This window comes from Neobacillus sp. SAB-20_R2A (genome assembly GCF_049568635.1).
Lineage (GTDB): Bacteria > Bacillota > Bacilli > Bacillales > Cytobacillaceae > Neobacillus > Neobacillus citreus.
This window is the reverse complement of sequence record NZ_CP145895.1, coordinates 4,015,221-4,040,134: the sequence shown is the minus strand read 5'-3', so window position 1 is coordinate 4,040,134 and position 24,914 is coordinate 4,015,221. Positions and strand designations below refer to the sequence as shown.

The window sequence follows — 24,914 nt, the reverse complement described above, 5'->3', positions numbered from 1 at the left end:
AAATGCTATTGTAATATAACTGCCATTCTTGTTAATGAATTAACATCTCCTTGTTCTTTTTATGTTAAGAAACCATGTTAAGATTACCTTAGACATGCTTCGATGGGAACATAGGAGGTAGTTAAATGATTTTTAAAATAAAAACATTCATTGCAGCTATTGGATTATCAGCGGGTTTTGGGGTGCATGCACATGCTGCAGCGCTAGCAGTGCCTCAAGTGGACTCTTTAAAAGAACAGCCAATAATGAATATTACAAATGTGCAAACTTTTGATGATTGGATGAAAATATCAACTTTAAATGATATTCCAATGTTACAAAGTGAAAAACAATTGATTGTTAACAAAACAGATACTTTCTGGGACAGTGCTAATCACATTCAAGAATCAGTCGCTAAAGTAAATGAAACAATTATTAGTCCGGAAACACAGATTGTTGCTCCAAAAGTTGTGGAGAACAATGAGCAGAAACCAGAAACTGCTGCACCAATACAAGCCAAACCTGAAATAGCCGTTAGCCAGCAGGATAACAGCAAACCACAGGAACAGCCTGTTGTCGAAAATAAGGCGTCTGCTGAAACGCCTGACAATAACAATCAAAATAATAATGCTGTCGAAGCAACTACAAATGATAATAATAACAACAACACCATCGATGCACAGCCGGTTGTAAATCAAAATCAACCAAAGGAGATCACTGTAGATGCCACTGCTTATACAGCTTCATGTGAAGGCTGCTCCGGCATTACCAAAACGGGTATAGATATAAAGGCTAACCCAAATGCAAAAGTGATTGCAGTAGATCCAGCAGTCATACCACTTGGAAGCAAGGTATATGTTGAGGGATACGGTGAAGCAATTGCAGGTGATATTGGCGGGGGAATTAATGGACATGAAATTGATGTGTTTATCCCTTCAGAACAAGATGCACTTAAATGGGGACGTAAAACAATTACAGTTAAAATATTAAACTAAAAACAAGCCGGATGATTATCCGGCTTGTTTTGCTAGTTCTTGGGTTTTTGCAACAGTAGCTTTTCTTTGATAGAAGTACCAGTTTAATGCGAATGAAATTGCATAAAATCCAATAAAGAAATAAAACGCTGTTACTGGTGTGCCTGTGGCCTTAACAGACCAGCCGAATAGTTTTGGAATTAAGAATGATCCGTAAGCGGCAAATGCTGCTGAAAAGCCTATAACTGGTGCTGCTTCCTTTGGTATGAAAATATTTGGAATCATTTGGAAGGTAGAACCTGAACCAATCCCTGATGCAAGGAACAAAATTAAGAAAGAAATTAAAAATCCTGCAAATTGTTTAGCATTAAGGAAATAGATTACTCCAATAGCACCAATTGTCATAACAACAAATACATAGGCTGTAACCTTTGCTCCACCCAGTTTATCTGCAATCCAACCGCCTACAGGTCTAGCGGCAGCTGCCACTAGCGCTCCAAGGAAAGCAAGTGAAATGTATTCAGGAAATTGGGATTTTAATAATAACGGGAATGCTGCTGAATACCCAATGAACGATCCAAATGTACCGATATAAAGAATGGTCATAATCCATGTGTGTTTCCGCTTAACGATCACAAATTGATCTGCTACTGATTGTTTTGCGCCTGGAACGTTATCCATTTTAAATGCTGCAAGTAATGTTACGATCACAATTGGGATAACCCAAACAAATGCTGCGTTTTGTAACCAAACTTCTTGACCGTTAGATAAAACCTGCTTACCGCCAATTAAGGCAAATGTTCCAGAAGTAATGACTAATGGAGTGATAAATTGAACAACTGAAACTCCCATATTTCCTAAGCCGCCGTTAATTCCAAGAGCAGTTCCTTTTTCACTCTTTGGAAAGAAAAAGCTGATATTCGCACTTGAAGATGAGAAGTTACCGCCGCCTAATCCGCACAGTGCAGCAAGAGTCAGCATAATAGAAAATGGTGTATCTGGGTTTTGTACTGCAAAGCCAATTCCAATAGCTGGTATCGCTAATATTGCAGTTGAAATGACGGTCCAGTTTTTGCCGCCTATCGTTCCGACTGCAAATGTATAAACAAAGCGAAGTGTTGCTCCGACAAGACCAGGGATAGCGGCTAAAGTAAAGAGCTGTTCCTCCGTAAAGTTAAAGCCAATATCATTTAAGCGTATGGCAACCACTGACCAAATTTGCCAAACGATGAAGGCAAGCATTAATGATGGGACGGAGATCCATAGATTTCTTTTTGCGTGTTTTTTTCCTTCTGCTTTCCAGAACTTTTCGTCTTCTGGGTTCCAATACGTTATTCGAGCCATTTTGATTTCCTCCAATGTGGGATTTCTATTTTTAAAATGTTAGTTTAGTTGTTTATGATGTTAATATAAACCAAAGGATAACACGATTTTTGTGACGAACGTCACAAAAGTAGTGAAGGAACTGTGAACTCGCTCAAGTTGACAAAAAGTTGTAATAAATTTACCGTGTTGGCAAAAAAAAGAGACCTTCTTAACGAAGATCCCTGTACCTTTTTAACTTTACGCACTTTCCTCTTTAAACATCCCAACGTAATTTTTGGTTTCACCTAAATCATCTTTAATCGCTGTTATAGTCAACCATTCCTTATAAATCTCATTATTTTTACGCTTATTCCAAATGTGCCCTTCCCAGTATCCTGTCGATGAAAGGCTCGCCCACATTTGCTTGTAAAATTCGTTGTTATGCTCTCCGGATTGTAAAACGCTTGGGGTCTTTCCAATTACTTCCTCCTGTTGATACCCGGTAATTTTCGTGAAAGCCGGATTCACCCTTAGAATGATTCCATGTGGATCAGTGACGCATATTCCATCGAATGCATGGTTCACAATTTGTGTGGAAATATCAAGTTTTTCTTGGAAGTAAAGCCATACGACGATGACCAGACTGGCCAATGAAAATTCAGATAGGGCCATGAATCCAATGGCATAATGACCTGTAAGATTAAAGAGAATGGTTAGTATAATTGGCGGAAAAAAGCCTCCAAGTCCCCCCATTGCGGAAACAATGCCATTAACAATTCCGGCCTGCTTTGAAAAATAGAGAGGAACCAGTTTAAAAATAGCCCCATTTCCGATTCCAGCAAAGAATGCAACTAATAAACAGCCAAAAGAATAAATAGGCAGGGATGGGGTAAAAGACAGTAAAAAGCCGGCAAATGTAAGGCTGAAGAAAACTGTTGCAAGAATCATAAAAGGATTTACTTTATCCCCTAACCATCCGCCGACGGGACGGAAAAGAGTAGCCAAAGCAATAAATCCTGCAGTACGCAGACCTGCGTCCACCTTCGATAGATCAAAGTGATTCACTAAGAAGGACGGCAGATAAATCGTAAAGGCCACAAAGGCTCCAAAGGTTATAAAATAAAACAAGCTTAAAAACCAAAGCTTCGGATTTCGATAAACTTTATTGATTTGTTCCGATAATGGAAGGTTAGCCCTTTGTTCCTCCCGGTCACCAAAAAGAAAATTTAATAAGGCAAAAATGATCACAATGATCAGATATATTTGTATCGTTGTTCTCCAGCCAAACTCATTGGCCAGTATTGGTGCGAGGAAGGATGTAATAGCTGTGCCGATATTACCTGCACCATATATGCCATTAATAAAACCATGCTTTGTTTTGGCATAATATTTTGGGAGAGAAGTTACTCCAACGGAAAATATCGCTCCGCCAATCCCAAGCACAAATCCGCCTGCAATTAACATAAACATTGAATTGGCATAACTGATGATGGCAATCGGTACCACGAGAAGTACAAAACTGATTGAAAATAATATTCTTGCTCCAAAGCGATTAGTCCAATAGCCAATTGGAACTCTAAGGAGTGACCCAAGTATAACAGGTACCGCTGTGGCCCAGGCAATTTCCGTTGAAGAAAGTGCAATATCTGCCTTAATAAAAGGCATTAATGAAGAAATGAGCACCCATACCATAAACCCGCCAATTAGGCTTCCTGTTTGCAAAAATAGCTGCTTTGTTCCTTGATTCATTCATATTCCTCCTCTGCCTTACAATAAATTAAAAATAAATCTTCCTAATTTATTTCATGCACCACCGACGAATTATTTCCTCCGAAGCATTATATTACATAAAACTGTCACATTCTGTGAGGAATGACACAGAAATGTAGGAAAAATGTTTAATAAAGTTCAAAATTTATCAGTATCAGCCAATGTTATAGGGTGAGAAGAAGGATAGAATGTCAATAAAATTCATATTTCATGGACGGAATGGAAAATATATGACAAGAGTTTCGACTTTTAGGCATTTTAAAGTTAAAAGGGTGAGGAAGGAATATATGAAGCGAAAAAAAAGATTTTATCTTGACCCGCCACAAATACTTGTGCTTGGATTTGCTCTAATTATTTTGATTGGCGCAATCCTGTTGACCCTCCCGGTTTCTACAATGGATGGAAAAGGTCTGCATTTTTTAAATGCCTTGTTTACCGCAACTTCAGCCACCTGCGTGACAGGCCTTGTGGTGGTAGATACGGGAACCACTTTTACTTTGTTCGGCCAATTGGTCATTTTATCCATGATTCAAGTAGGCGGCCTGGGCTTTATGACGTTCGCCACCCTGTTTGCCTTCCTCCTTGGTAAAAGAATTTCATTAAAAGAGCGAATCCTTCTTCAGGAATCCTTAAATAATATTTCGATGGAGGGGATTGTCCGCCTCGCAAAACGGATTTTAATTTTTACATTCGTCATTGAGTTAACAGGTGCAGTACTATTAACCATTCGTTTTTCATTTGATTTTCCCATTGGAAAAGCCATTTACTATGGAGTATTTCATTCTATTTCGAATTTTAATAATGCCGGTTTTGATTTGATGGGTGAATTTCATAGCTTAACAAGTTATGTAGACGACCCAATTGTCACATTAACAGTTTGTGCATTAATAGTATTGGGCGGAATTGGCTTCATCGTTATGAATGAGCTTTACGAATATCGACTCTCCAAGAAGTTGTCCCTGCATACAAAGATTGTTCTTGTTACCACGATTTTTTTTGTGGCACTTGGAACAGTCGGAATTTTCCTCCTCGAACTTACAAATGATAAAACGATTAAGCCATTGACACTGTCTGGAAAAATCCTTGGTTCCCTATTTCAATCAGTAACAGCAAGAACGGCAGGGGCAAATACCTTAAGCATCGGAGATCTAAGTCATGCTTCGTTATTTTTTATAATTGTACTTATGTTTATTGGTGCATCTCCAGGTTCTACTGGAGGCGGGATTAAAACGACCACTTTTACCACTTTAATGGGAGCGGTTTGGTCGCAAATCCGTGGGAAAGATGATGTGATTTTCTACAGGCAGCGAATTGGTTATGAAACGATTTATAAGGCCCTTACGGTAACACTTAGTGGACTGTTTCTCGTTATGGTGGTTACACTTGTCCTCACTATAACCGAAACTGGGAAGGACTTTTTAATGATAATGTTTGAAACGACTTCTGCATTTGCAACAGTCGGCCTCTCGATGGGACTGACACCAGAACTGTCTTCTATTGGCAAAGGAATCATTATATTTACGATGTTTGCTGGACGGGTTGGACCGCTCACAATCGCTTATGCAGTCACCATACGCAGAAACCCGGATGCTTTCCGATATCCTAAAGGCAAAATCATGATTGGCTAAACTGACAGCGAGGAGGATACTTCGAAAAATGGCAGATCAATTTGCAGTTATTGGATTAGGCAGATTTGGACTAAGCATCGCCAATAAGTTATATGAATCTGGAAGGGATGTGCTCGGTGTTGATGTAAACGAGGAAAGGGCAGATGAGGCACAGAGCTATGTAACCCATTCCGTTATCGCTGATTCCACCGATCCGGAGGCGTTAAAATCAATTGGAATTCGCAATTTTGATACCGTCATAGTCGCAATCGGCAATGATATTCAGGCCAGCATCTTAAGTGTCTTGCTATTAAAGGAATTAGGGGTAAAGAAAGTCATTGCCAAAGCCTTAAATAAACTCCATGGGGAAGTTTTAAAAAAGGTAGGGGCCGATTGGGTTGTCTTTCCGGAGCGGGATATGGGAATAAGAGTGGCCCATCAACTGATATCCCCAAAGGTGCTGAACTTTATTGAATTGTCCAAGGATTATAGTGTTGAAGAAGTAAAAATACCGGAAAAAATGACGGATAAAACCTTAAGAGAACTCGATTTGCGTGCCAAGTATAATCTTAGCGTCATCGCAATTCGCCACCATGACGATATTTTTATTTCTCCTTCACCTGATAAAATCATAGACCATGGTGATGTTCTAGTCGTCATTGGAGAAAACCGAGACCTTGAGCGATTTGCAAATCTCGAATAATCTAAGTCCCCCCATTTGAATGGGGGGATTTTATTTGCGAAAATATAATTATGTTGAGAGGAGAGGTCGAGATGAAATTTACTGATTTAGAAACCACTACAGAACGGTTAGAATTAATGAAAACATTAGCAAATCGTTTCCAATCGAGAGCCCATAAGGTAGATGCGGAGGGTGGGTTTCCTTTTGATAATATTCAAGACCTGAAAGACACGGGCTATACCACATTAACAGTACCTAAAAAGTATGGCGGGAAGGGAATCTCTCTTTCCGAAATGATTAAACTTCAAGAACTGATTGCTGAAGGTGATGGTTCAACTGCCCTGGCGATTGGCTGGCATATGGGCATTATTTATAATTTGAACGAAAAAAATTCATGGAAAGAACCTATTTTCAAATTTTTATGTGAACAGGTAATGGCAGGCTCGTTAATTAATAGCGCTGCCACTGAACCAAAAACAGGGAGCCCGACGCGCGGCGGCAGGCCGGAGACAACGGCTGAACAAAAGGGCGGCAGGTGGCTTCTCAATGGCAGGAAAACCTTTACCACCATGTCTCCAGTTCTTGATTATTTTATCGTCAGTGCAAGTTTAAAGGGTACTGAGGAAATTGCAAATTTTCTTATTCCTCGATCTACTGAAGGATTAACAATCGAGGAAACTTGGGACGTTATAGCCATGAGGGGGACGGGAAGCCATGATTTGGTATTGGAGGATGTCATTATACCAGAAGAGCATATAGTCGAGCCAATTAAACCGGGTAAAAAGAGGGCGATGGGCTGGCTGCTTCATATTCCTGCCTGCTATTTAGGAATTGCGAAAGCGGCAAAAAGGTATTCCATAAATTTTGCCAAGGAATATTCGCCAAATAGTATCCAAGGTACAATAATTGATTTGCCAAATGTTCAGCAAAAAATTGGGGAAATGGAATTGAAAATCATGCAGGCGGAATTTTTCTTGTATGGTGCCGCCAAACAATGGGATGAATCAACTGAGGAAGAAAGAGAAAAGCTGGCTCCTGTATTGGGGGCCGCCAAATTAACGGTGACAAATTCCGCTATTTCCATCGTGGACCTTGCAATGAGAATAGTCGGGGCAAAAAGTCTTACATCCCAAAACCCACTGCAGCGGTATTACCGTGACGTGAGGGCAGGGCTCCATAATCCGCCAATGGATGACATGACTATCCAGCTGCTGGCAAAGCATAGTATCACCAATAACTAACCTGTAGAAACCAACTGACCAATTAAAGTACAATAAAAAATTGTAAGGCAGGAACTAAGCTTCCTGCCTTACACCATGTCCTCATTTTCCTTTTCGAGATCAGCCGGCTGCGGCTGTGCTTGTTGAGTAATTGTTCCTAGAACTTCCCTATCATATTTACCTGGGTCTTTTCCTGCACCAGGCGCAATATTAGACATCGGCAGCTGTTCCAATTCTTTCCCTCGCGGCATTTATACTCATTCCTTTATTATAAAGTAAGAAATATTTTACTCTTCGTTAAGCTCGCTGATTTCCACTGTTGTTCTTTCTTCAAGCGGTCCGCGCAAATGGACGGTCGCGGTTCTTCCATCCTCATTTAACTGGTCAATCCATACAGATGCACCATTGTATTTAACCATGATATCAGCGGATGAAGATAGGATTTGTTTTACCCTATTGACATTCATTACTTTCACTCCTCCATTAATAATCATTTTAGTCTGTGATGAAAGAAGTGATTTTATGCAACGATCTCTATGTAACCGCTTTCTTCTATTATATATACAAAAAACACCTATAAAAGATAAGACTAATATCCGATTGCACACGAAGAACCGAATGTATATGCTAGTTAGAAATACAATTCTACAGAAAAGCCGAAAGAAAAATAAGGCAGTCCCAAAAAATAAATTAATAAGAAAATGCTGAAACTAAATTTAATTTCATTCGTCTAATATTATTGAGTTTGAAAATAGTCATGTCCAACTCCCTAATAGCATAAGAATAAAGGGACATTCAGCATCATGTTAATGTTTTTCTTTTTATAGAAAATATGATATAGTTATTGAGGTTCGTTTACCGAAGTTAAATTTGGTAAGTGAGAGGAGAAGTTTTAAAAATGATTAAGGAAAGACTTTTAAAAAAAGTAAACAAAAGTCATATTACATTTTACGTCATTGCCGTTGTTTTATTTTGGCTAAAAACCTACGCGGCATATCAAATTGAATTTAATTTAGGAATTGATAACAGCCTACAAGAATTTTTATTATTTATCAATCCATTGAGTTCGGCGTTATTCTTTTTTGGAATTGCCTTGCTCTTTAAAAAGCGTACTAAGCTTGTTATGATTATCACAAATTTTATACTGTCCTTTTTACTTTACGCAAACATTGCTTATTATCGCTTTTTTAATGATTTTATAACCGTACCTGTTTTAATGCAGACGAAAACAAATGCCGGACAATTGGGCGATAGCGCTCTTTCACTCATGTCCCCACTTGATATTTTTTATTTTACAGACTTCTTTATTCTAATCGCCCTTGCGTTAACCATGTTCAAACAAGTGACGGTTACAAACAGGAAGTCATTTAAAATCGTTCTTTTGTTTTCGATTACGACATTTTTGTTTAACTTGGGTCTTGCGGAAAAGGATCGTCCGCAGCTATTGACTCGTTCTTTTGACAGAAATTATTTAGTGAAATATCTTGGTGCATATAACTTCACAATTTATGATGTCATTCAAAATATCAAATCATCGAGCCAAAGAGCATTGGCAAATTCAACAGATGTTACTGCGGTAGAAAACTATGTTAAAGCGAATCATGCCGCACCAAATCCTGATTACTTTGGCAAGGCAAAGGGAATGAATGTGATTTATGTTTCAATGGAATCATTTCAAACCTTTATGATTGATTACAAGATGCAGGATGGCCAAGAAGTTACACCGTTTCTAAATTCATTAACACATGATCAGAATACATTTTATTTTGAAAACTTTTTCCATCAAACTGGGCAGGGAAAAACCTCGGATGCCGAGTTTTTAATGGAAAACTCATTATACCCGATGGCTCAAGGTGCTGTGTTTGTTAACAAAGCCCAAAACACTTATCAGGCTATGCCGGCCATTCTAAAAGGGAACGGCTATAATTCCGCCGTCTTCCATGGCAACTATAAAACATTCTGGAATCGGAATGTAATGTATAAGGCCTTAGGGTATGATCAGTTTTTTGATGCGGAATATTACAACATGACTGATGAAAACACGAAAAACTATGGCTTAAAGGATAAACCGTTCTTTGCTGAGTCTATGCCAATGCTAAAGAGCTTAAAGCAGCCATTCTATACAAAGTTTATTACCTTATCGAACCATTTTCCTTTCGAAATGGATCCTGAGGACACAGACTTCCCTGCGGGTAATACTGAAGATACGGTCGTTAATCAATACTTCCAATCTGCGCATTATATGGATCAGGCATTGGAACAGTTCTTTAATGATTTAAAGGCTGCAGGTTTATATGATAATACAGTGGTTGTAATGTACGGTGACCATTATGGCATTTCCGAAAACCACAACGATGCCATGGCACAAGTGCTAGGAGTGGATGAAATAACTCCTGCTATTAATGCTAAATTACAGCGGGTCCCTTTATTTATCCATGTACCAGGAGTACAAGGCGGGATTCAAAAGCAATTTGGCGGCGAAGTAGATGTTCGTCCGACCGTTCTTCATTTGCTTGGTATTGATACGAAGGATTACCTTGAGTTTGGCTCAGATTTACTGTCGCCAAATCATCGCAATTGGGCGTTATTCAGAAACGGAGATTTTGTTTCCTCAGATGTTATTCAAGTAAAAGACAAATGCTATTCGACCGAAACAGGTGAGCTTCTTGAGAATTCAGAGGCGTGCAAGGATATTGCTGAAAAGGTAAGCTCAGAACTGCAAATGTCTGATGAAGTTGTCTACAAAGACCTGCTTCGTTTTTATCAGCCGGAAGGATATACATCAATCAATCCGAATGACTATGAATACCTGGGACCTAAAACAGGCAAGACATCTAAAACAACTGAAAGCAACTAAACCAGAGGGAAGATGAAAATCTTCCCTCTTTCAGATTGTCGAGAAAGGGTTTTTCTCGACATTTTTTTTGTTTTAACCTAAATTTCAAAATTTTATTGTTTGTCCCTGCTAACAGGCCTGTTGATTTCCGCTCCGGGCACTCGCTTTCCGCGGGGAGGTCCTGGAGCCTCCTCGGCGCTATGGCGCCTGCGGGGTCTCCAGTGACCTCTATATCCCGCAGGAGTCGAGTGCCCTCCGCTCCAATCAACAGGGAGGCAATTAAAACCTAAAGTATTGCAACACACATTTTCCAGTCTAGATAAGCAATCTGCAGTTAGGAGAGCATCTGTTCTTACATTAATTCATATTCATTTTGGTTATACTCTTTAGCTTAAAAATCTATTTCACCACTTTTCTTATCATTTTTTTAAGATTAAGATCTTGGTTGAATACACCTGTTGATTGGCGCGGAAGGCACGAAGACTCCTGCGGGAGTACGGGGCAGGGGAGACCCCGCAGGAGCGAAGCGACGAGGAGGCTCGCCGGCACGCCCGCGGAAAGCGAAGTGCCTGGAGCGCCAATCAACAGACCTATTGTTGTTTTCGACAGCCTGACAGAGGGAGGATAAAAATCTTCCCTCTGTTTTTTTAATATTTAAAATAAAAATGTTGAAAAATCCCAATAATAGTGTAAAATTTCACTAAAGGGATATAATTGTATTTAGTGGGAAAATGTTCATTAATGGAGAAGGTGATGAAATGGAACCTAGCAAAAGAGAAGAGAGGCGAAAAATTTTTCGCCAGGAGCTTTTCACTCTTAGAGAAGAAGGATACCTTTCTGAGGCAATCGTCGAAACAGTTGCAAAAGCACACCATCAATACCATTTGGATTTATTAGAGCATGAGAGAATACCTATTCAAACGAAAAAAACGGAGCCTGTCAAAAAAACGGCACCAAAACCCCAAAAGGCTAAAAAGGTACTAACAGCGGAAGAGATTCGTGAGAGAAATATCACTTGGTCATTAAACATTGGAGTTATCTTTTTGTTGATTGGCGGATTATTCGTAGCCACAAGCAATTGGGAATCCATGACAAGTGTGATGAAAAGCGGATCCATTGCAGTGGTTGCATTAATGTTTTTTGGAATCGCCATGCTTGCAAAAAAGGTACTGAAAATTGAAAAAACAGCGTTTGCCTTTATTGTTCTTGGAAGTTTATTTCTGCCTATTTTTATCTTATCGTTAGGCTGGTTTGGACTATTAGGCGGGTATTTATCCATCAATGGGGAAGGCAGATATTTGCTTGGTATGCTGGGGAGTATTGTTCCGGTCATTGTTTATCTTCATTTCGCCAAAAACTTGGGATCTAGGCTGTTCGTCTGGTTTTCCTATGTATCGGTTTCTGCGGGTGCTGCTTTTTTGCTGGCAGGACTAAAACTAAATGTCGACTTCTTTTATTTTGGGATGATGCTGTTTAATGCGGTTGTTATTTTTATTTATCACCAGCTTAAAGGCAAAGAAAATTATAAATTGTTTACCAAAGAATTTGTGCCCTTTATACAGGTCAATCTCGTCCTTTGCACTTTATTCATGCTGTTTTTATATGACAATGAGGTTCTCTATAGTTTTAACCTTCTTTTGACCGCTGTGGTTTATTTATCGATGATGTATGTAAGTGGAAGAAAGGAATATCACTTCATATTTAGTGTGATGATTGTTTATGGAGCTTATCAGTTGATTGAAAACAGTTTCCTGGATTACTTTGGAGAGATTGTCTATGCCTTAATCGGTTTTGCCTTTGTGTTTATTCCGAAAGCGCTAGATAATAAGTTTTCACTTGATCGTGTATTTCAATATACAAGTGCCATTATCTCTGGTTTTGCTTTTATTTATATTAGCTTGGATGGCATTTTACTCCGCTCCGGAAGCCCTTCACTTGTACTAATGCTTGCCTATTTTATCATAGCAGCAAACTTTATCTATTTAGCTTATAGCAGCGGAAAAAAACTATTTCCATATTTAAGTTCTACTTTCATGGCATCAGGACTTTATGAGGCAATCCAATTAGTCTTATGGAAAATCGAAGGTATTGATATTTCACTCTCGATATTTTGCAGTGGATTCCTCTTGTTCACTTTTATAGGAGTAGTAAGAGTTAAATGGCTAGCTATTATTCATAAAAGTTCCAAGGATGTTGGCTTAGCAGTAATGGCTGCTAGCTTAATGGCCGCTATTCTGTTTAACCAATGGTGGGAGCTTGGGGTTATGCTGCTTCTAACGGTTATGGTCACTTATTTGATTTTGAAGAAGGAAGCAAGCGTTATTTTTAAGGAAATGGCTCTTTGGACTCTGCCAGCTTCACTTGGTTTTTCAGTGGTTAGCTTTGGACAGGAATTAAATATACGAAATGACTACTATTCTGTTGAGTTTGGAAATGCTGTCAATTTTGCGGCAGGGGCCATTCTGGTGGTCTTATCAGCAGTACTTTGGAAAAAGTGGAGTGAGAAAAAGTTAAGCAAAACTTCCCTTTATTCATCGGCCAGCCTTTATGCGATTGCCATTGCCCATGCTTTATTTGGGCCAGTTAACCAGTTATGGGTACAGCCAATAATTATTGCAATAGGCGTTGCACTTTACTTTTACCAATATAAAAAGATTGGAACGGAGTGGGCACCGTTTCTTGTAAGCATCAACACAATGTTAGTTTATTTTTCGGTCATCCATTCCGTTTCCCTAAAGGTTGAATTTGGCCAACTCACGAGTTCCTTAATGGCTGCAACAAGTGCAGTTTTCTTGCTGGGGATCGCTTACTTAACCAGAAAAATAGATTCCGTCTTGTCAGCTGCCTTTGTTTGGACGGGGCATATCTTATATCCAATTGCGCTGGCATCTACGTTTGTTCTTTATCACACGGAGGCACTATATAGCTTTGCCATATCATTGATTGTATACGGTCTGAGTGCAAATTTGGCCAAAAAAGAATGGAGTATCAAAATATTCCTTTATGGTGCTTTTACTTCGTTATTTTTACTAATTTCAACTGGTATGGATAAATGGCTGGATTCTGTTGTGGGATTGTATGAATTCCCAATTACAGCGGCTTTCATTCTATTATTCTCCTTGCTGGTGAATGATGAATATAAAAAGAGAACGGCCTACTACTTGATTCCATTCGCTATTTTCGGAATTGGCTGTCTTCTTTGGACGTATCCGTTTACCTGGCAGCCTTATATCGTGGTAATTGCATACACTTTGGTCACATTACTTTATTTGCATAAAACAAAATGGGATGTGCTTGGTATCATTCCGTTGTTTTTCTTGTTTGCGGCAACGGCACAATTTTCTTATTTAGGCGACCTTACCCCTGTACAAAATTTGCTCCTTTCAGGCGGGGTTGGGATTTTGATGTCGGCAATTGGACATAAGGTATACGAAAAGCTGATAACCAAGGGAACAAATATTATTGCTATCAAAATAGACGGCTATACCATCGTTTCCTTTTTGTATTTTTGGCTTATGTACTTCTTTATGGATGAATCACTATGGAGTCATGCTCTCCCTGGCATATTAATTGCCGGTAACTTTTTCTTGCAAAGAAAAAGAGCACCTGCAAATTTCTCGGTTTTTATCGGGATAATCGGCCTCGCTTATTTATTGCAGCCATACTATGCCATTATTGGGCTCCTCGATATTCCTCTTTTATGGGCGAGGGAAGTCCAGGTGCTGCCATTCATTGTCCTGGTGGTATTTATTCGCCGCTTATTAAAAGGCAGGTACTCACAAATAACTAAATCGATTCAATGGGCCGTCCTTATCATTGTTTCATTATTATTAATCCAGGATGGGCTGGCAAGCAATACTATTTATGATGCCATTATTCTTGGTTCCCTTTCCTTACTGTCCATGCTTGCGGGAATGTATTTGCAAATAAAAGCTTACTTTTTTACAGGTGCAGGTGTTTTACTTCTGAATGTATTTTTGCAGACAAGACCTTATTGGGGGAATATGCCATGGTGGGCTTATTTGTTAATCGCGGGACTTATTCTGATTACTGTAGCCAGCTTTAATGAATGGCATAAACAAAAACTCCTGAAAGGGGAAACGACTTTTATTACTGTTTTAAAGGAAAAGACAATTGATCGAATCAAGAGATGGGATTAACCCATCTGGAATTTTGTCTATATTTCTTGAAAAATATCATAAAGTCTGTTACTATAGTGTTAACTTAATATTTGTCATTTAGGAGGAGTCTGTCACTTAGGGATACGTATGCCCTTTGTTGACAGGCTCTTTTTGTTTCCATTTTTGTGAAGAGTCTGTTTGTAAAATTCAGACTCTTTTTTTATTTTTTAGAAAGAAAGGTGATTTTGATGGAATTATTATTTCAATTGGCGGTTATTTTAATTGCCTCCAAAATAGCAGGGGATATCAGTGTCAGACTGGGACAGCCTTCGGTGTTGGGAAAACTGGTTATCGGTATCATTCTAGGGCCGGCTGTTTTAGGGCTAGTCGAAGAAACAACGACACTAGAACAGCTCAGCCAAATAGGAGTCATTTTGTTAATGTTCATTGCCGGCATGGAAACAGATTTGGATGAATTTAAGCGTTCAGGAAAAGCTGCCACCTTCGTGGGGTTAAGCGGAATAATTGTTCCTTTGGCGGTCGGTTTTCTGGCCGGAATTCTCATGAATATGACCACGATTGAAGCCATGTTTTTAGGGCTGCTTCTTTCCGCCACAAGTGTCAGTATTTCTGTCCAGGCGCTTAAAGAGTTAAATAAAATGCAGTCAAAAGAGGGAGCAGCAATTCTTGGGGCAGCGGTCATCGATGATGTCGTGGTTATTATTGCACTGGCGTTTTTAATGAGCATGGCTGGCGGCGATGTGGATTTAAGCATAGTCATTATTAAAAAGGTGCTCTTTTTCGGTGGTGCCATTTTAGCGGCGTGGAAGCTTGTTCCATGGATTTTAAAAAAGTTTGCCCCTTTAAAGGTTACCGAGTCGGTCATTTCCGCGGCATTAATCATTTGTTTTCTTTATGCCTATTTAGCTGAGGTAACTGGTGTGGCAGCCATTATTGGTGCGTATATTGCGGGTGTGGCGATCAGTTTAACAGACTTCAAAAAGGAAGTCTTTGAAAAGGTGGAAACAATCGGCTATTCCATTTTTGTTCCAGTGTTCTTTACATCGATTGGTATAAAGGCTAGCTTCGAAGGCATTGCGCAAAATATCGGGCTTATTATTGTCCTTAGCATAATTGCTATTTTAACAAAACTTATTGGTGCAGCTGCGGGCGCTAAAATGGCCCATTTCTCATGGAACAGTTCGCTTGGAATCGGTGCAGCCATGGTTTCCCGGGGAGAGGTTGCTTTGATTCTTGCCACAATCGGTATTGAAGCTAAATTAATTAACCAGCAGCTGTTTTCCATCCTAGTTATCGTTGTTCTTGTGACTACAATTGTAACCCCACCAATGATGAAGTTTTTCTTTCAGCGAGGAGTCAAGCAAAATGCAATGAAGAGTACGGCATAAAGGGTAGGCTGCCCTCCTGGGGCAGCCTCTTGCCGTTTCAGCTGACAGATTTTAATGGACTTGACAGTGTATTGTCAGGTGTCTTTTTGCCAACATTCCGCAATCCCATTATAAATCTGGTGGTAAATATTAAGGCTGCAGCAATAATGAAAATCCCGCACAATGCCCCCACTTGGTCAGATCCTGTCCACTCAGGTAAGTGCACGGCCCACCTTCTCGGTGCACTGATTTTTCCGGCATAAAGGAATGAACCAACCAATCCGGTAAAGAAAATAAAATAAGTGGAAATAGCTAATTTATCAAAACCTGTTTGTTTCTGAGTACCTTCTGTTTTATTGAAGTAATACATGAAACCGAAAATCATCGCGATTACGCCCATTCCCATGTAGGTATGGAAATGGCCGGGAACCCATTTTGTATTGTGCATGACATGGTTAACGACAATCGTTGCATCAATAATAGCCGGTACAGCGCCAGCCACCCAGCCAAACATCGCTAGGAACATCATGCTTGAGGCAAAATCCCATTTCACGCTAGAGCGGAAAATAATCATTAAGGCGCCATAGGCTGTTACTACCATGACAGGAAGGCCGTTCGCATAGGAAAATACTTGTCCGATAATCAGCATCCATCGCGGTACGGCAAAATCCATTAACAGATGGTGAGTATAAATCATAAGTGTGAATAAGGTAGAGAAGTTCCAAGCAATCAAAAAGGCTTTATTTGATTTCCATGGACGTCCTGTATATTCCTGCAGGATTTCATAAACCGCAATAACAGCCATATAAATTGTACAGTTAGCGAAAATATGGCCAAACGCATAGGTCAAATGCTTTGCAAGCATCGGATCAAAGGTGAAATCTGGATTGATAATGTTTATGATTGATTCCATTAGTGCAGTAGCACCAGCAAGAATTCCAACTGAATTGGCGATAATTACCATTGTCGTTGCCACAACTGCCGCCGGCGGTCCATATCCCTGTTTCCCTCTAAAAATATAATCCCAGCCCAGCGATTTTCCTAAGCCGCCGTATTCCTTGATCAGTCTTGCTGCCAAATAGAAATACATAACAAGGTAGCCGACACCAAGAATTAGAAGCCCAAACAGGAACAACAATGCCCCAGTCATCCCTTTGAATTTTGCTGAAAACGATGGAAGCGGGTACAGGAACGTCCATCCATCCGAAAAATTAAATCCGAAAATGGCGGTTAGAATTAAAACAACACCAATTAAAGACAAGGCCAAATTGGCAAAAAAGACTTTATGATTTAATTGGATATATTTTGATAGAAAGTACCACATGATGGCACTGCCGCCCAATGAAGCAATTCCAATCATACCTGTTCCATGAATGGTCATCACCTTATAAAACATCTCTGGTGAAATTTTAACAATATTTCCTTGGTTCAACAGCATAATTACGCCGAAAATCATCATCAGAACCAGTACAACTGAGGTAACCACTAACGAAAAAGCCACGCCTTTTTTAATAGATTTACGTGCATTGTTACTCATATTTAGTTACCTCCTTTTGGCTTGACGACAATATCCTTAATCATGACATGATGTCCGGTACTGCAATATTCCAAGCATAATATTTTGTAGGTGCCCGGTTTTGTAAATGTTATCTCCACTACATTGGTATATTCAGGCATTGCCTGCGTCTGGGCAATTAACTGCATGTTTGGATCATATAGTCCAAATCCATGGGTTACATCCTTGCTAGTGACACGAAACTGAACAGGTTCTCCAACGACAAAGTGGTCATCACTTAGTTCCCAGGAAAATTGCATCCCCGCAACATCCACAATCTTGCTTTTTGTATCTGCTTTGGCATGCTGGGCATGATAAGGCAGTTTACTTAATGACAGGGCAGTAGCGAAACCCATCACAGCAACAAGCGCTAAAAAATAAAACTTCCGGATTTTGTAGCCTTTCTCTTGAATAGGCCCATACTCTCGTTGTTTCCTCGACTCCCCATAAACGAAAGAAAAAGCAAGTGCAATGAGGAAAACAAAGAACAGTGTAGCGTACCATGCAATAGATTGGTACATGAAATCCCCTCCCAATATTGTTTCAAAAAACAAGTCATCCCCCAACAACTTGTTATTCCTTTACATTTTAATGTCCTTCTTGTGACAAAATAGTGAAAAAAATCATACATTCCAGTAAAACTGAAAATTTTCCTATTTAAATAACTTTTTTTCAAAAAAAATAGGAAAGTACCCCCAACATTTACATAACGTATTCGAATATTTTAGTAAATTAATATACTCGGGAGGTTAGATAATGGGAACCTTATTGATTGACATTGACAAATTACTAGAAGCTACTTCAGATCTAACATCTGAGAAAAATATTGGAAAATTGAAACCGGTAGAAATTGACAAGCTGCTTGACCGTACAAAAGATTGGTAAAAATTAGGCCCTAGTTCCTCCGAATACTTTTTATAGATTTTGCCTTCCATTATTGGAAGGTTTTTTTTATTTAAAAAAATACGAAAACAGTGAAACTCTTTTGATTTGCCGCTTTAAAGCAAAAAATAAATTTTGAATTTTCTATTGCTTTTGTACTAAAAAAATACTAGAATAATTTTTAATATAATTAATTTTTAGAAAAATAAATTAGGGGGATTACTTAATGAAGAAAAAAGTAAAAGGTCTTTCCATAGCTTTAGCCGGAATGCTGCTTCTTGCCGGCTGTGGAAGTAAGGAAACTTCCAGCGGCTCGGAAAAAGGCGGGGCGGATAAGGAATTTAAAGTCGGAATCAGCCAGTTTGCACCACACCCATCATTGGATGCAGCAACAGAAGGCTTTAAGAAGGCATTAGCAGACAAAGGAATCAAAGTAAAGTTTGATGAACAAAATGCTCAAGCAGATATGAACAACACCCAAACAATTGCTAAGAATTTTGTAGGTGACAAGGTTGATTTAATCTTTGCAAATGCTACTCCAAGTGCTACAGCAGCCTTGAATGCAACAAAAGACATTCCAATTATTTTTACATCTGTAACTGATCCGGTTGGCGCAGGTCTAGTAAAAGCTTTTGACCAGCCTGGAAAAAATATAACAGGAACAACTGATAACCATCCAGAAGCAACAAAGAAAACAATAAATTTCATTACGGATGAAGTAAAAGCCAAGAATGTTGGCGTCATTTATAACTCCGGTGAGCAAAATTCTGAAGTCCAAGTAAAAGAGGTTAAGAAATTAGTAGAAGAGAAGGGTGCTAAGCTTGTAGAGGTTTCTGTTGCCAATACTTCAGAGGTTAAGCAGGCAGCTGAATCCTTGGTAGGCCGAGTGGATGCCATTTACGTACCGACTGACAATACGGTTGTTACGGCTCTTGATTCAGTTATCAGCGTAGCTAACAGCAAAAAGATTCCTCTGTTTGTCGGTGAACTTGATTCTATGAAAAAAGGTGCCGTTGCAGCAACTGGATTCAATTATTATGACATTGGCTATCAATCTGGTGTAATGGCTGCTGACATTTTATCCGGAAAGAAAAAAACTTCCGAAATTCCGGTTGAGCTGCCGAAGACTTTAAAATTGGTCATTAATAAAAAAGCTGCCGAAGCTCAAGGACTTGAAGTGAAAGAAGAATGGAGCAAGCTTGGCGAGTTTTATGACGGGAAATAGAAAAGCGGAAGCGCCTAGGCGCTGGAGCTAGACAAATAAGAGTGACGAATAGATTTTCGGGAGTCAATCTTTCTTTAGGATTGACTCCTTATGTGCTTGACACAAATTAATGTAGGTCAAATTGTTTTGGCTAAATGTCAAAAAAAGGAAAGGATGAACACAATGTTTACAGCCATATTTGGATCATTCGAGGCAGGTATCATCTATGCGATTATGGCGCTGGGCGTCTATCTATCCTTTCGTATTCTAGATTTCCCAGATTTAACGGTAGATGGAAGTTTTGTTACAGGAGGCGCTATTGCTGCGGTCATGATTGCGGGGGGAGCGAATCCCTTTTTAGCAACAATAATGGCTTTATTTGCCGGTTTTCTTGCTGGATGTATGACCGGGATCCTGCATACTTTTGGAAAAATTAACAATCTGCTTGCCGGTATTCTAATGATGATTGCCCTCTACTCCATTAACTTAAGAATCATGGGGCGTTCCAACATTCCATTATTAAATACGGATACAGCCTTCACGAAAATTGGCGATATTTTCGAAAAATCAGGAATTGATTCTTTCCTTAACGGACTGCTAACGGCAGCAGGCTTAGGTGACAGTCTTCCTGAAACATGGGGCATTCTTATTTTCATGCTTGTCGTTACCTTTATGATTAAATTCCTGACTGATTGGTTTTTACAAACGGAAATCGGGCTTGCTGTCAGAGCGACAGGAAATAATCAGCGCATGATCCGCAGTTTTTCAGCAAATACAAATCTTTTGACTGTTCTTGGTTTGGGACTCTCCAATGCTTTGGTAGCTTTTTCCGGAGCACTGATTGCCCAGCAAGGCGGTTTTGCGGATGTCGGAATGGGTATCGGGATGATTATTATCGGGCTTGCATCTGTTATCATTGGTGAAGCATTGTTCGGTACTAAAACAATTGCCAGAACCACACTTGCTGTTATTGGAGGCTCCATTATCTACCGGATTGTCGTTTCAATGGCACTAAGAATTGAGTTCCTCGATCCAGGAGATATGAAGCTGATAACCGCCATAATTGTCATTCTTGCTTTGACAACACCTAAGATTATTGAGCGTTCAAAAGAGAAAAAGCGGAAAGCTCGCAGAAAAGCAGAAAAACTGGGCGTAATGCAAGCATCTGTAGAGCGGAAGGGTGAAAATCATGCTGCAGTTAAATCAGATTCATAAAATTTTCAACGAAGGTTCGCCGGATGAAAAGATTGCCATTGATCATATTAATTTAACTATGAAAAAGGGAGATTTCGTTACAGTAATCGGAAGTAACGGAGCGGGTAAGTCAACGTTGATGAATATCATTTCCGGCGGTATACTACCTGATATTGGGGAAGTTTTTATCGACGGTAAAAATGTGACCACAATGTCCGAGTATAAACGTGCCAAAATGATTGGCCGCGTCTTCCAGGATCCGATGGCCGGTACCGCACCAAGCATGACAATTGAAGAGAATCTGGCAATGGCATATTCCCGGAATAAAACAAGAACCCTTAGCAGGGGTGTTACAAAAAAACGACGCGATTATTTCCGGGAGGTTTTAGAGTCGCTTCATCTTGGACTGGAAAATCGTCTCAGTGCAAAGGTCGGGCTCCTGTCAGGTGGGGAACGTCAAGCATTATCATTATTAATGGCAACGTTCACAGAGCCATCCATTCTCCTTTTGGATGAACATACCGCTGCCCTTGATCCATCTCGTGCAGAGTTAATTACGAATTTGACAAAGGAAATCGTCGATAAGTATAAGCTTACTACCCTAATGGTTACCCATAATATGCAGCAGGCTATAGACCTTGGGAACCGCTTGATTATGATGGATAAAGGTCAAATAATTTTAGAAGTAAACGAGGAACAGAAGAAAGGTCTTACTATTGAAGGATTACTCGAGGAATTCAAACGAATCCGCGGCGTCCAAATGGCCAGCGACCGGGCCGTCCTCTCGTAAAAAATTTTTTTGCTGGAAAGACGGACAAAATTTTATTGAAATACATTTCCAACACTTAAATAGTAGAAACATACCGCTGTCGGGTATGTTTCTTTTTTATTTTAAAAAAATTAGTGTTTAATGCCTCAAAGCGTTATTGCTTTGCACTCTATTCTTGAGGGAATAGGCTGCCTCTTTATACAATGTATTTAAATTATAAATAAAGATAAGGGGGGTAAAACATGAAAGAAAGGATATCGAGAGCAGAGCAGTTGGTCGAGGACTTTTTCCCCGTAAGGGACGTGGATTATATAGAAATTTATACCGGGAATGCCAAGCAAGCATGCCATTATTTTTGTACTGCCTTTGGGTTTAGGCCAATTGCCTATTCCGGGCTTGAAACCGGGAATCGTGAAAACGTTTCCTATGTTTTGAAACAGGGAAATATCCGCCTTGTTCTTACCGGATCCTACACCGAAAATACGCGGACAGCCCTATTTGTTAAAAAACATGGTGACGGCGTAAAGGATGTGGCCCTGCTGGTTGACGATGTTACAAAGGCCTTTGAGGAGGCAGTAAACAGAGGAGCTATTGCAATTGCCGCTCCATTTGAAATGAAAGATGAAAATGGTGTCGTGAAAAAAGCCGTTCTCGGTACTTACGGCGATACCATTCATACGCTTATAGAACGGAAAAATTATCAAGGTGCCTTTTTGCCAGGGTATAAGCCTTATTCTAACAATCTGCCGGTAGAGGAAACAGGTTTAATTGGGTTTGACCATGTTGTTGGCAATGTTGAAAGCATGGAGGAATGGGTAGAGTACTATTCCAAGGTGATGGGCTTTAAGGAAATGAAGCATTTTAGTGATAAGGATATCACAACCGAATATTCGGCACTCATGTCAAAAGTGATGCATAACGGCGGTAGAATCAAATTCCCGATTAATGAACCTGCACAGGGTAAGCGCAAGTCGCAAATTCAAGAATACCTGGAATTCTATAATGGCCCGGGGGTTCAGCATCTGGCCATTTTAACTGAGGATATCGTTTCAACGGTAATGGCGTTAAGGAAAAATGGTGTGGAATTCCTATCTACTCCGGGAGCCTATTATGATTCATTAGCAGAGCGGATTGGAAAGATTGATGAAGAGATTGGAAAACTGCGTGAATTGAATATTTTAGTAGACCGTGATGATGAGGGATATTTGCTGCAAATCTTCACAAAGCCGATTGTCGACCGTCCGACCCTGTTTATTGAAATCATCCAGCGTAAAGGGGCAAGGGGCTTTGGTGAAGGAAACTTTAAGGCTTTATTTGAATCCATTGAACGTGAGCAGGAGAAAAGAGGAAATCTATAAAAATAGAAAATTAGCTGTTTTTAAAAGGGCGTGGTGAAGAATGTACTACCGTCAAATGGGAAAGCTGCCCCGCAAGCGGCATACGATATTTAAAAAAGAGGATGGGAGCCTTTATAGAGAGCAGGTTATGGGTACCAGGGGGTTTTCCGGCACACAATCAATTCTTTACCATCATTACATGCCGACAGAAGTTGTAAAAGCGGAACTAAAGGGCAGTTATCTTCCGGAGTATGAAGAGCAACAACCGCTTAAGCATCGCCATTTTTTTACAAATAAAATTAACAGGCGTGGAGATTTCTTAAACGCAAGAGAGTACCTTTTGGGAAATCAAGATCTGTTAATCGGGACAGCGACTGTCACAGAAGGGATAAACAGCTTTTATCGAAATGGTGACGGAGATGAGATGCTGTTTATTCATACCGGCACAGGAAAGCTGGAGACGATGTTTGGGACGTTATCGTACGGACCAGGTGATTACCTGCTCATTCCGATAGGAACAATATACAGATTGATTCCTAAAGGTGCTGAACCGACAAAGATGCTGTTTGTTGAGGCATTCAGTCAAATCACGACACCTCGGCGTTATCGGAACGAATACGGGCAGCTGCTGGAGCATAGTCCGTTTTGCGAACGGGACATCCGCGGTCCGGAAAGGTTAGAAACCTATAATCAATCTGGGGAATTCGAGGTGTTAACGAAGTCACGCGGGGCTATCCATTCGCACGTTATTGGCCATCATCCGCTTGATGTGGCAGGCTGGGACGGTTATTTGTACCCGTGGGCCTTTAATATAGAAAACTTTGAACCAATTACAGGAAGGATTCATCAGCCGCCGCCGGTTCATCAAACATTTGAAGGAAACAATTTTGTTGTTTGTTCATTTGTTCCGCGTCTTTACGATTATCATCCTGAGGCCATCCCGGCACCATATTATCATAGCAATGTAAACAGTGACGAGCTTCTCTATTATGTAAAGGGCAATTTTATGAGCCGTAAGGGTATCCAGGAAGGATCGATTACCCTGCACCCGAGCGGAATTCCGCATGGACCTCACCCGGGGAAAACGGAGGCGAGCATTGGGAAGAAAGAGACACTTGAATTGGCTGTTATGATTGATACCTTTCACCCATTGAAGGCTGTAAAAAATGCTCATGAATATGAGGACCATGCCTATATGTATTCCTGGTACGAAAGGAAAGAATAGAATGGCTGAAGCAATCCAACATTAAGGTTGGGTTGTTTTTTCATTTAAGGAGGATTATTTTAATAAAAATGGTATGCTTTAGATAGAGGTTTTTGTGAGAGGTGAAATGAATGCAATTGGAAGCTATATTAGCAAAATTAAAGGAGCATACTCCAGAAATACTAGGGAGCAAGAAATTTTCAAAATATGCGGTTATGGTGCCGCTAGTATTAAAAGGTGATGAAGTTCATGTCTTATTTGAGGTTCGGTCTCTTCAGTTAAAAAGACAGCCGGGTGAAATCTGTTTTCCTGGCGGAAAGATTGATTCCCATGACGAGGACGCTGAAGCCGCTGCCATCCGTGAGACAAATGAGGAACTCCGGATTGACAGAGAAGAGATATCAAAAGTCTATCCACTTGATTACATGGTTTCGCCCTTTGGCATGATTATATATCCTTATGCAGGGTTCATAAGGAATCCGGAAAAGATAAACCCAAATCCATCTGAAGTTGGAGAAGTTTTTACCGTGCCGTTGTCCTTCTTTTTTGAAAAAGAGCCGGAAGTTTATCATATTGAATTTAAAATGGAGCCAGAGAAAAATTTTCCGTTTGATTTGATTGTTGGCGGTGAGAATTATAATTGGCGTGCACGAGGGATGGAGGAATATTTCTATCTTTATGAAGATAAAGTCATTTGGGGATTAACAGCCAGAATTCTTGCCCATTTTATTGAGCTAATCCGCGGAGAATAAGCTTTCGCTCAGGCAGTGTGTTTATCGTAAAATACACTGTTTTTTTTCTCGCTTTTACTAAATGTCCACCTGGAATGAACATTTGTACACATATAACGGAAAAAACACTTGAATAATTTCAAAATTGTACTAAAA

The 24,914-nt window shown here is 39.8% G+C and carries 20 protein-coding genes; 14 read left to right on the top strand and 6 right to left on the bottom strand.

Annotated features, from left to right (window positions below; genetic code table 11):
- The first annotated feature begins 125 nt into the window (after positions 1 to 125).
- Positions 126 to 974 (top strand): 3D domain-containing protein, encoded by an 849-nt coding sequence (locus V5M37_RS19575; RefSeq protein ID WP_423798800.1) that lies wholly within the window; start codon positions 126 to 128, stop codon positions 972 to 974.
- 15 nt (positions 975 to 989) lie between these two features.
- Here the strand turns inward: V5M37_RS19575 and V5M37_RS19570 are convergent, their stop codons facing one another.
- Together V5M37_RS19570 and V5M37_RS19565 are read right to left on the bottom strand one after the other, a co-directional pair.
- Complete coding sequence (locus V5M37_RS19570) at positions 990 to 2,297, bottom strand: MFS transporter (protein WP_423798799.1); 1,308 nt, start codon at positions 2,295 to 2,297, stop codon at positions 990 to 992.
- 219 nt (positions 2,298 to 2,516) lie between these two features.
- Entirely contained in the window at positions 2,517 to 4,007 is a 1,491-nt protein-coding gene (locus tag V5M37_RS19565) for a nitrate/nitrite transporter (protein ID WP_423798798.1), read from the bottom strand.
- A gap of 308 nt (positions 4,008 to 4,315) precedes the next feature.
- On the opposite strand from V5M37_RS19565, the gene V5M37_RS19560 reads away from it, so the two are divergent.
- From V5M37_RS19560 to V5M37_RS19550, 3 genes are all read left to right on the top strand, one after another.
- On the top strand, positions 4,316 to 5,656 hold the full coding sequence (locus V5M37_RS19560) for a TrkH family potassium uptake protein (protein ID WP_423798797.1): 1,341 nt from the start codon (positions 4,316 to 4,318) through the stop codon (positions 5,654 to 5,656).
- A gap of 28 nt (positions 5,657 to 5,684) precedes the next feature.
- On the top strand, positions 5,685 to 6,338 hold the full coding sequence (locus V5M37_RS19555; protein ID WP_213145196.1) for a potassium channel family protein: 654 nt from the start codon (positions 5,685 to 5,687) through the stop codon (positions 6,336 to 6,338).
- Between the two features lie 71 nt (positions 6,339 to 6,409).
- On the top strand, positions 6,410 to 7,558 hold the full coding sequence (locus V5M37_RS19550) for an acyl-CoA dehydrogenase family protein (RefSeq protein WP_423798796.1): 1,149 nt from the start codon (positions 6,410 to 6,412) through the stop codon (positions 7,556 to 7,558).
- Between the two features lie 68 nt (positions 7,559 to 7,626).
- On the opposite strand, the gene V5M37_RS19545 is transcribed toward V5M37_RS19550, so the two are convergent.
- Both V5M37_RS19545 and V5M37_RS19540 read right to left on the bottom strand, forming a co-directional pair.
- Positions 7,627 to 7,788, bottom strand: coding sequence for a hypothetical protein (locus V5M37_RS19545; protein WP_423798795.1), 162 nt, complete (start codon positions 7,786 to 7,788; stop codon positions 7,627 to 7,629).
- Positions 7,789 to 7,824: 36 nt separating this feature from the next.
- Positions 7,825 to 8,004, bottom strand: a complete 180-nt coding sequence (locus tag V5M37_RS19540; RefSeq protein WP_423798794.1) for a small, acid-soluble spore protein, H family — start codon at positions 8,002 to 8,004, stop codon at positions 7,825 to 7,827.
- Positions 8,005 to 8,435: 431 nt separating this feature from the next.
- Here V5M37_RS19540 and V5M37_RS19535 point away from each other — a divergent pair, with 431 nt between their 5' ends.
- From V5M37_RS19535 to V5M37_RS19525, 3 genes are all read left to right on the top strand, one after another.
- A complete protein-coding gene (locus V5M37_RS19535; RefSeq protein ID WP_423798793.1) occupies positions 8,436 to 10,394 on the top strand; it encodes an LTA synthase family protein in 1,959 nt (652 codons plus the stop codon).
- Positions 10,395 to 11,131: 737 nt separating this feature from the next.
- Positions 11,132 to 14,533 carry a hypothetical protein gene (locus tag V5M37_RS19530; RefSeq protein WP_423798792.1) on the top strand — a complete coding sequence of 1,134 codons (3,402 nt, stop codon included), beginning with the start codon at positions 11,132 to 11,134 and terminating at the stop codon, positions 14,531 to 14,533.
- Positions 14,534 to 14,742: 209 nt separating this feature from the next.
- Positions 14,743 to 15,903, top strand: a complete 1,161-nt coding sequence (locus V5M37_RS19525) for a cation:proton antiporter (RefSeq protein WP_423798791.1) — start codon at positions 14,743 to 14,745, stop codon at positions 15,901 to 15,903.
- A gap of 37 nt (positions 15,904 to 15,940) precedes the next feature.
- Here V5M37_RS19525 and V5M37_RS19520 read toward each other — a convergent pair whose 3' ends face one another.
- The gene (locus tag V5M37_RS19520) at positions 15,941 to 17,419 is read right to left on the bottom strand and encodes a cbb3-type cytochrome c oxidase subunit I (RefSeq protein ID WP_423798790.1); all 1,479 of its coding nucleotides are present in this window, start codon (positions 17,417 to 17,419) and stop codon (positions 15,941 to 15,943) included.
- Positions 17,420 to 17,421: 2 nt separating this feature from the next.
- Complete coding sequence (locus V5M37_RS19515) at positions 17,422 to 17,958, bottom strand: cytochrome c oxidase subunit II (RefSeq protein ID WP_423798789.1); 537 nt, start codon at positions 17,956 to 17,958, stop codon at positions 17,422 to 17,424.
- Between the two features lie 235 nt (positions 17,959 to 18,193).
- Between V5M37_RS19515 and V5M37_RS19510 the strand changes: the two genes are divergently transcribed.
- The 7 genes from V5M37_RS19510 to V5M37_RS19480 all read left to right on the top strand — a co-directional run bounded on the left by V5M37_RS19510 (position 18,194) and on the right by V5M37_RS19480 (position 24,779).
- Positions 18,194 to 18,322 carry a hypothetical protein gene (locus V5M37_RS19510; protein ID WP_261363830.1) on the top strand — a complete coding sequence of 43 codons (129 nt, stop codon included), beginning with the start codon at positions 18,194 to 18,196 and terminating at the stop codon, positions 18,320 to 18,322.
- A gap of 223 nt (positions 18,323 to 18,545) precedes the next feature.
- A complete protein-coding gene (locus tag V5M37_RS19505; protein WP_213145204.1) occupies positions 18,546 to 19,544 on the top strand; it encodes an ABC transporter substrate-binding protein in 999 nt (332 codons plus the stop codon).
- Between the two features lie 162 nt (positions 19,545 to 19,706).
- Entirely contained in the window at positions 19,707 to 20,738 is a 1,032-nt protein-coding gene (locus V5M37_RS19500; RefSeq protein ID WP_378583553.1) for an ABC transporter permease, read from the top strand.
- Positions 20,713 to 21,507 carry an ABC transporter ATP-binding protein gene (locus tag V5M37_RS19495; protein WP_213145206.1) on the top strand — a complete coding sequence of 265 codons (795 nt, stop codon included), beginning with the start codon at positions 20,713 to 20,715 and terminating at the stop codon, positions 21,505 to 21,507. Before V5M37_RS19500 ends, V5M37_RS19495 begins: the two co-directional genes overlap by 26 nt.
- A gap of 221 nt (positions 21,508 to 21,728) precedes the next feature.
- Complete coding sequence (gene hppD / locus V5M37_RS19490; RefSeq protein WP_423798788.1) at positions 21,729 to 22,844, top strand: 4-hydroxyphenylpyruvate dioxygenase; 1,116 nt, start codon at positions 21,729 to 21,731, stop codon at positions 22,842 to 22,844.
- A 40-nt stretch (positions 22,845 to 22,884) separates the two neighbouring features.
- Entirely contained in the window at positions 22,885 to 24,048 is a 1,164-nt protein-coding gene (locus tag V5M37_RS19485) for a homogentisate 1,2-dioxygenase (RefSeq protein WP_423798787.1), read from the top strand.
- Between the two features lie 110 nt (positions 24,049 to 24,158).
- A complete protein-coding gene (locus tag V5M37_RS19480) occupies positions 24,159 to 24,779 on the top strand; it encodes an NUDIX hydrolase (RefSeq protein WP_423798786.1) in 621 nt (206 codons plus the stop codon).
- Positions 24,780 to 24,914: the final 135 nt, after the last annotated feature.

Excerpts from the sequence above, each read along its gene's own strand:
- V5M37_RS19575 (WP_423798800.1), top strand. The coding sequence starts at position 126 with ATGATTTTTAAAATAAAAACATTCATTGCAGCTATTGGATTATCAGCG.
- V5M37_RS19570 (WP_423798799.1), bottom strand. The coding sequence starts at position 2,297 with ATGGCTCGAATAACGTATTGGAACCCAGAAGACGAAAAGTTCTGGAAA.
- V5M37_RS19565 (WP_423798798.1), bottom strand. The coding sequence starts at position 4,007 with ATGAATCAAGGAACAAAGCAGCTATTTTTGCAAACAGGAAGCCTAATT.
- V5M37_RS19560 (WP_423798797.1), top strand. The coding sequence starts at position 4,316 with ATGAAGCGAAAAAAAAGATTTTATCTTGACCCGCCACAAATACTTGTG.
- V5M37_RS19555 (WP_213145196.1), top strand. The coding sequence starts at position 5,685 with ATGGCAGATCAATTTGCAGTTATTGGATTAGGCAGATTTGGACTAAGC.
- V5M37_RS19550 (WP_423798796.1), top strand. The coding sequence starts at position 6,410 with ATGAAATTTACTGATTTAGAAACCACTACAGAACGGTTAGAATTAATG.
- V5M37_RS19545 (WP_423798795.1), bottom strand. The coding sequence starts at position 7,788 with ATGCCGCGAGGGAAAGAATTGGAACAGCTGCCGATGTCTAATATTGCG.
- V5M37_RS19540 (WP_423798794.1), bottom strand. The coding sequence starts at position 8,004 with ATGAATGTCAATAGGGTAAAACAAATCCTATCTTCATCCGCTGATATC.
- V5M37_RS19535 (WP_423798793.1), top strand. The coding sequence starts at position 8,436 with ATGATTAAGGAAAGACTTTTAAAAAAAGTAAACAAAAGTCATATTACA.
- V5M37_RS19530 (WP_423798792.1), top strand. The coding sequence starts at position 11,132 with ATGGAACCTAGCAAAAGAGAAGAGAGGCGAAAAATTTTTCGCCAGGAG.
- V5M37_RS19525 (WP_423798791.1), top strand. The coding sequence starts at position 14,743 with ATGGAATTATTATTTCAATTGGCGGTTATTTTAATTGCCTCCAAAATA.
- V5M37_RS19520 (WP_423798790.1), bottom strand. The coding sequence starts at position 17,419 with ATGAGTAACAATGCACGTAAATCTATTAAAAAAGGCGTGGCTTTTTCG.
- V5M37_RS19515 (WP_423798789.1), bottom strand. The coding sequence starts at position 17,958 with ATGTACCAATCTATTGCATGGTACGCTACACTGTTCTTTGTTTTCCTC.
- V5M37_RS19510 (WP_261363830.1), top strand. The coding sequence starts at position 18,194 with ATGGGAACCTTATTGATTGACATTGACAAATTACTAGAAGCTACTTCA.
- V5M37_RS19505 (WP_213145204.1), top strand. The coding sequence starts at position 18,546 with ATGAAGAAAAAAGTAAAAGGTCTTTCCATAGCTTTAGCCGGAATGCTG.
- V5M37_RS19500 (WP_378583553.1), top strand. The coding sequence starts at position 19,707 with ATGTTTACAGCCATATTTGGATCATTCGAGGCAGGTATCATCTATGCG.
- V5M37_RS19495 (WP_213145206.1), top strand. The coding sequence starts at position 20,713 with ATGCTGCAGTTAAATCAGATTCATAAAATTTTCAACGAAGGTTCGCCG.
- hppD (WP_423798788.1), top strand. The coding sequence starts at position 21,729 with ATGAAAGAAAGGATATCGAGAGCAGAGCAGTTGGTCGAGGACTTTTTC.
- V5M37_RS19485 (WP_423798787.1), top strand. The coding sequence starts at position 22,885 with ATGTACTACCGTCAAATGGGAAAGCTGCCCCGCAAGCGGCATACGATA.
- V5M37_RS19480 (WP_423798786.1), top strand. The coding sequence starts at position 24,159 with ATGCAATTGGAAGCTATATTAGCAAAATTAAAGGAGCATACTCCAGAA.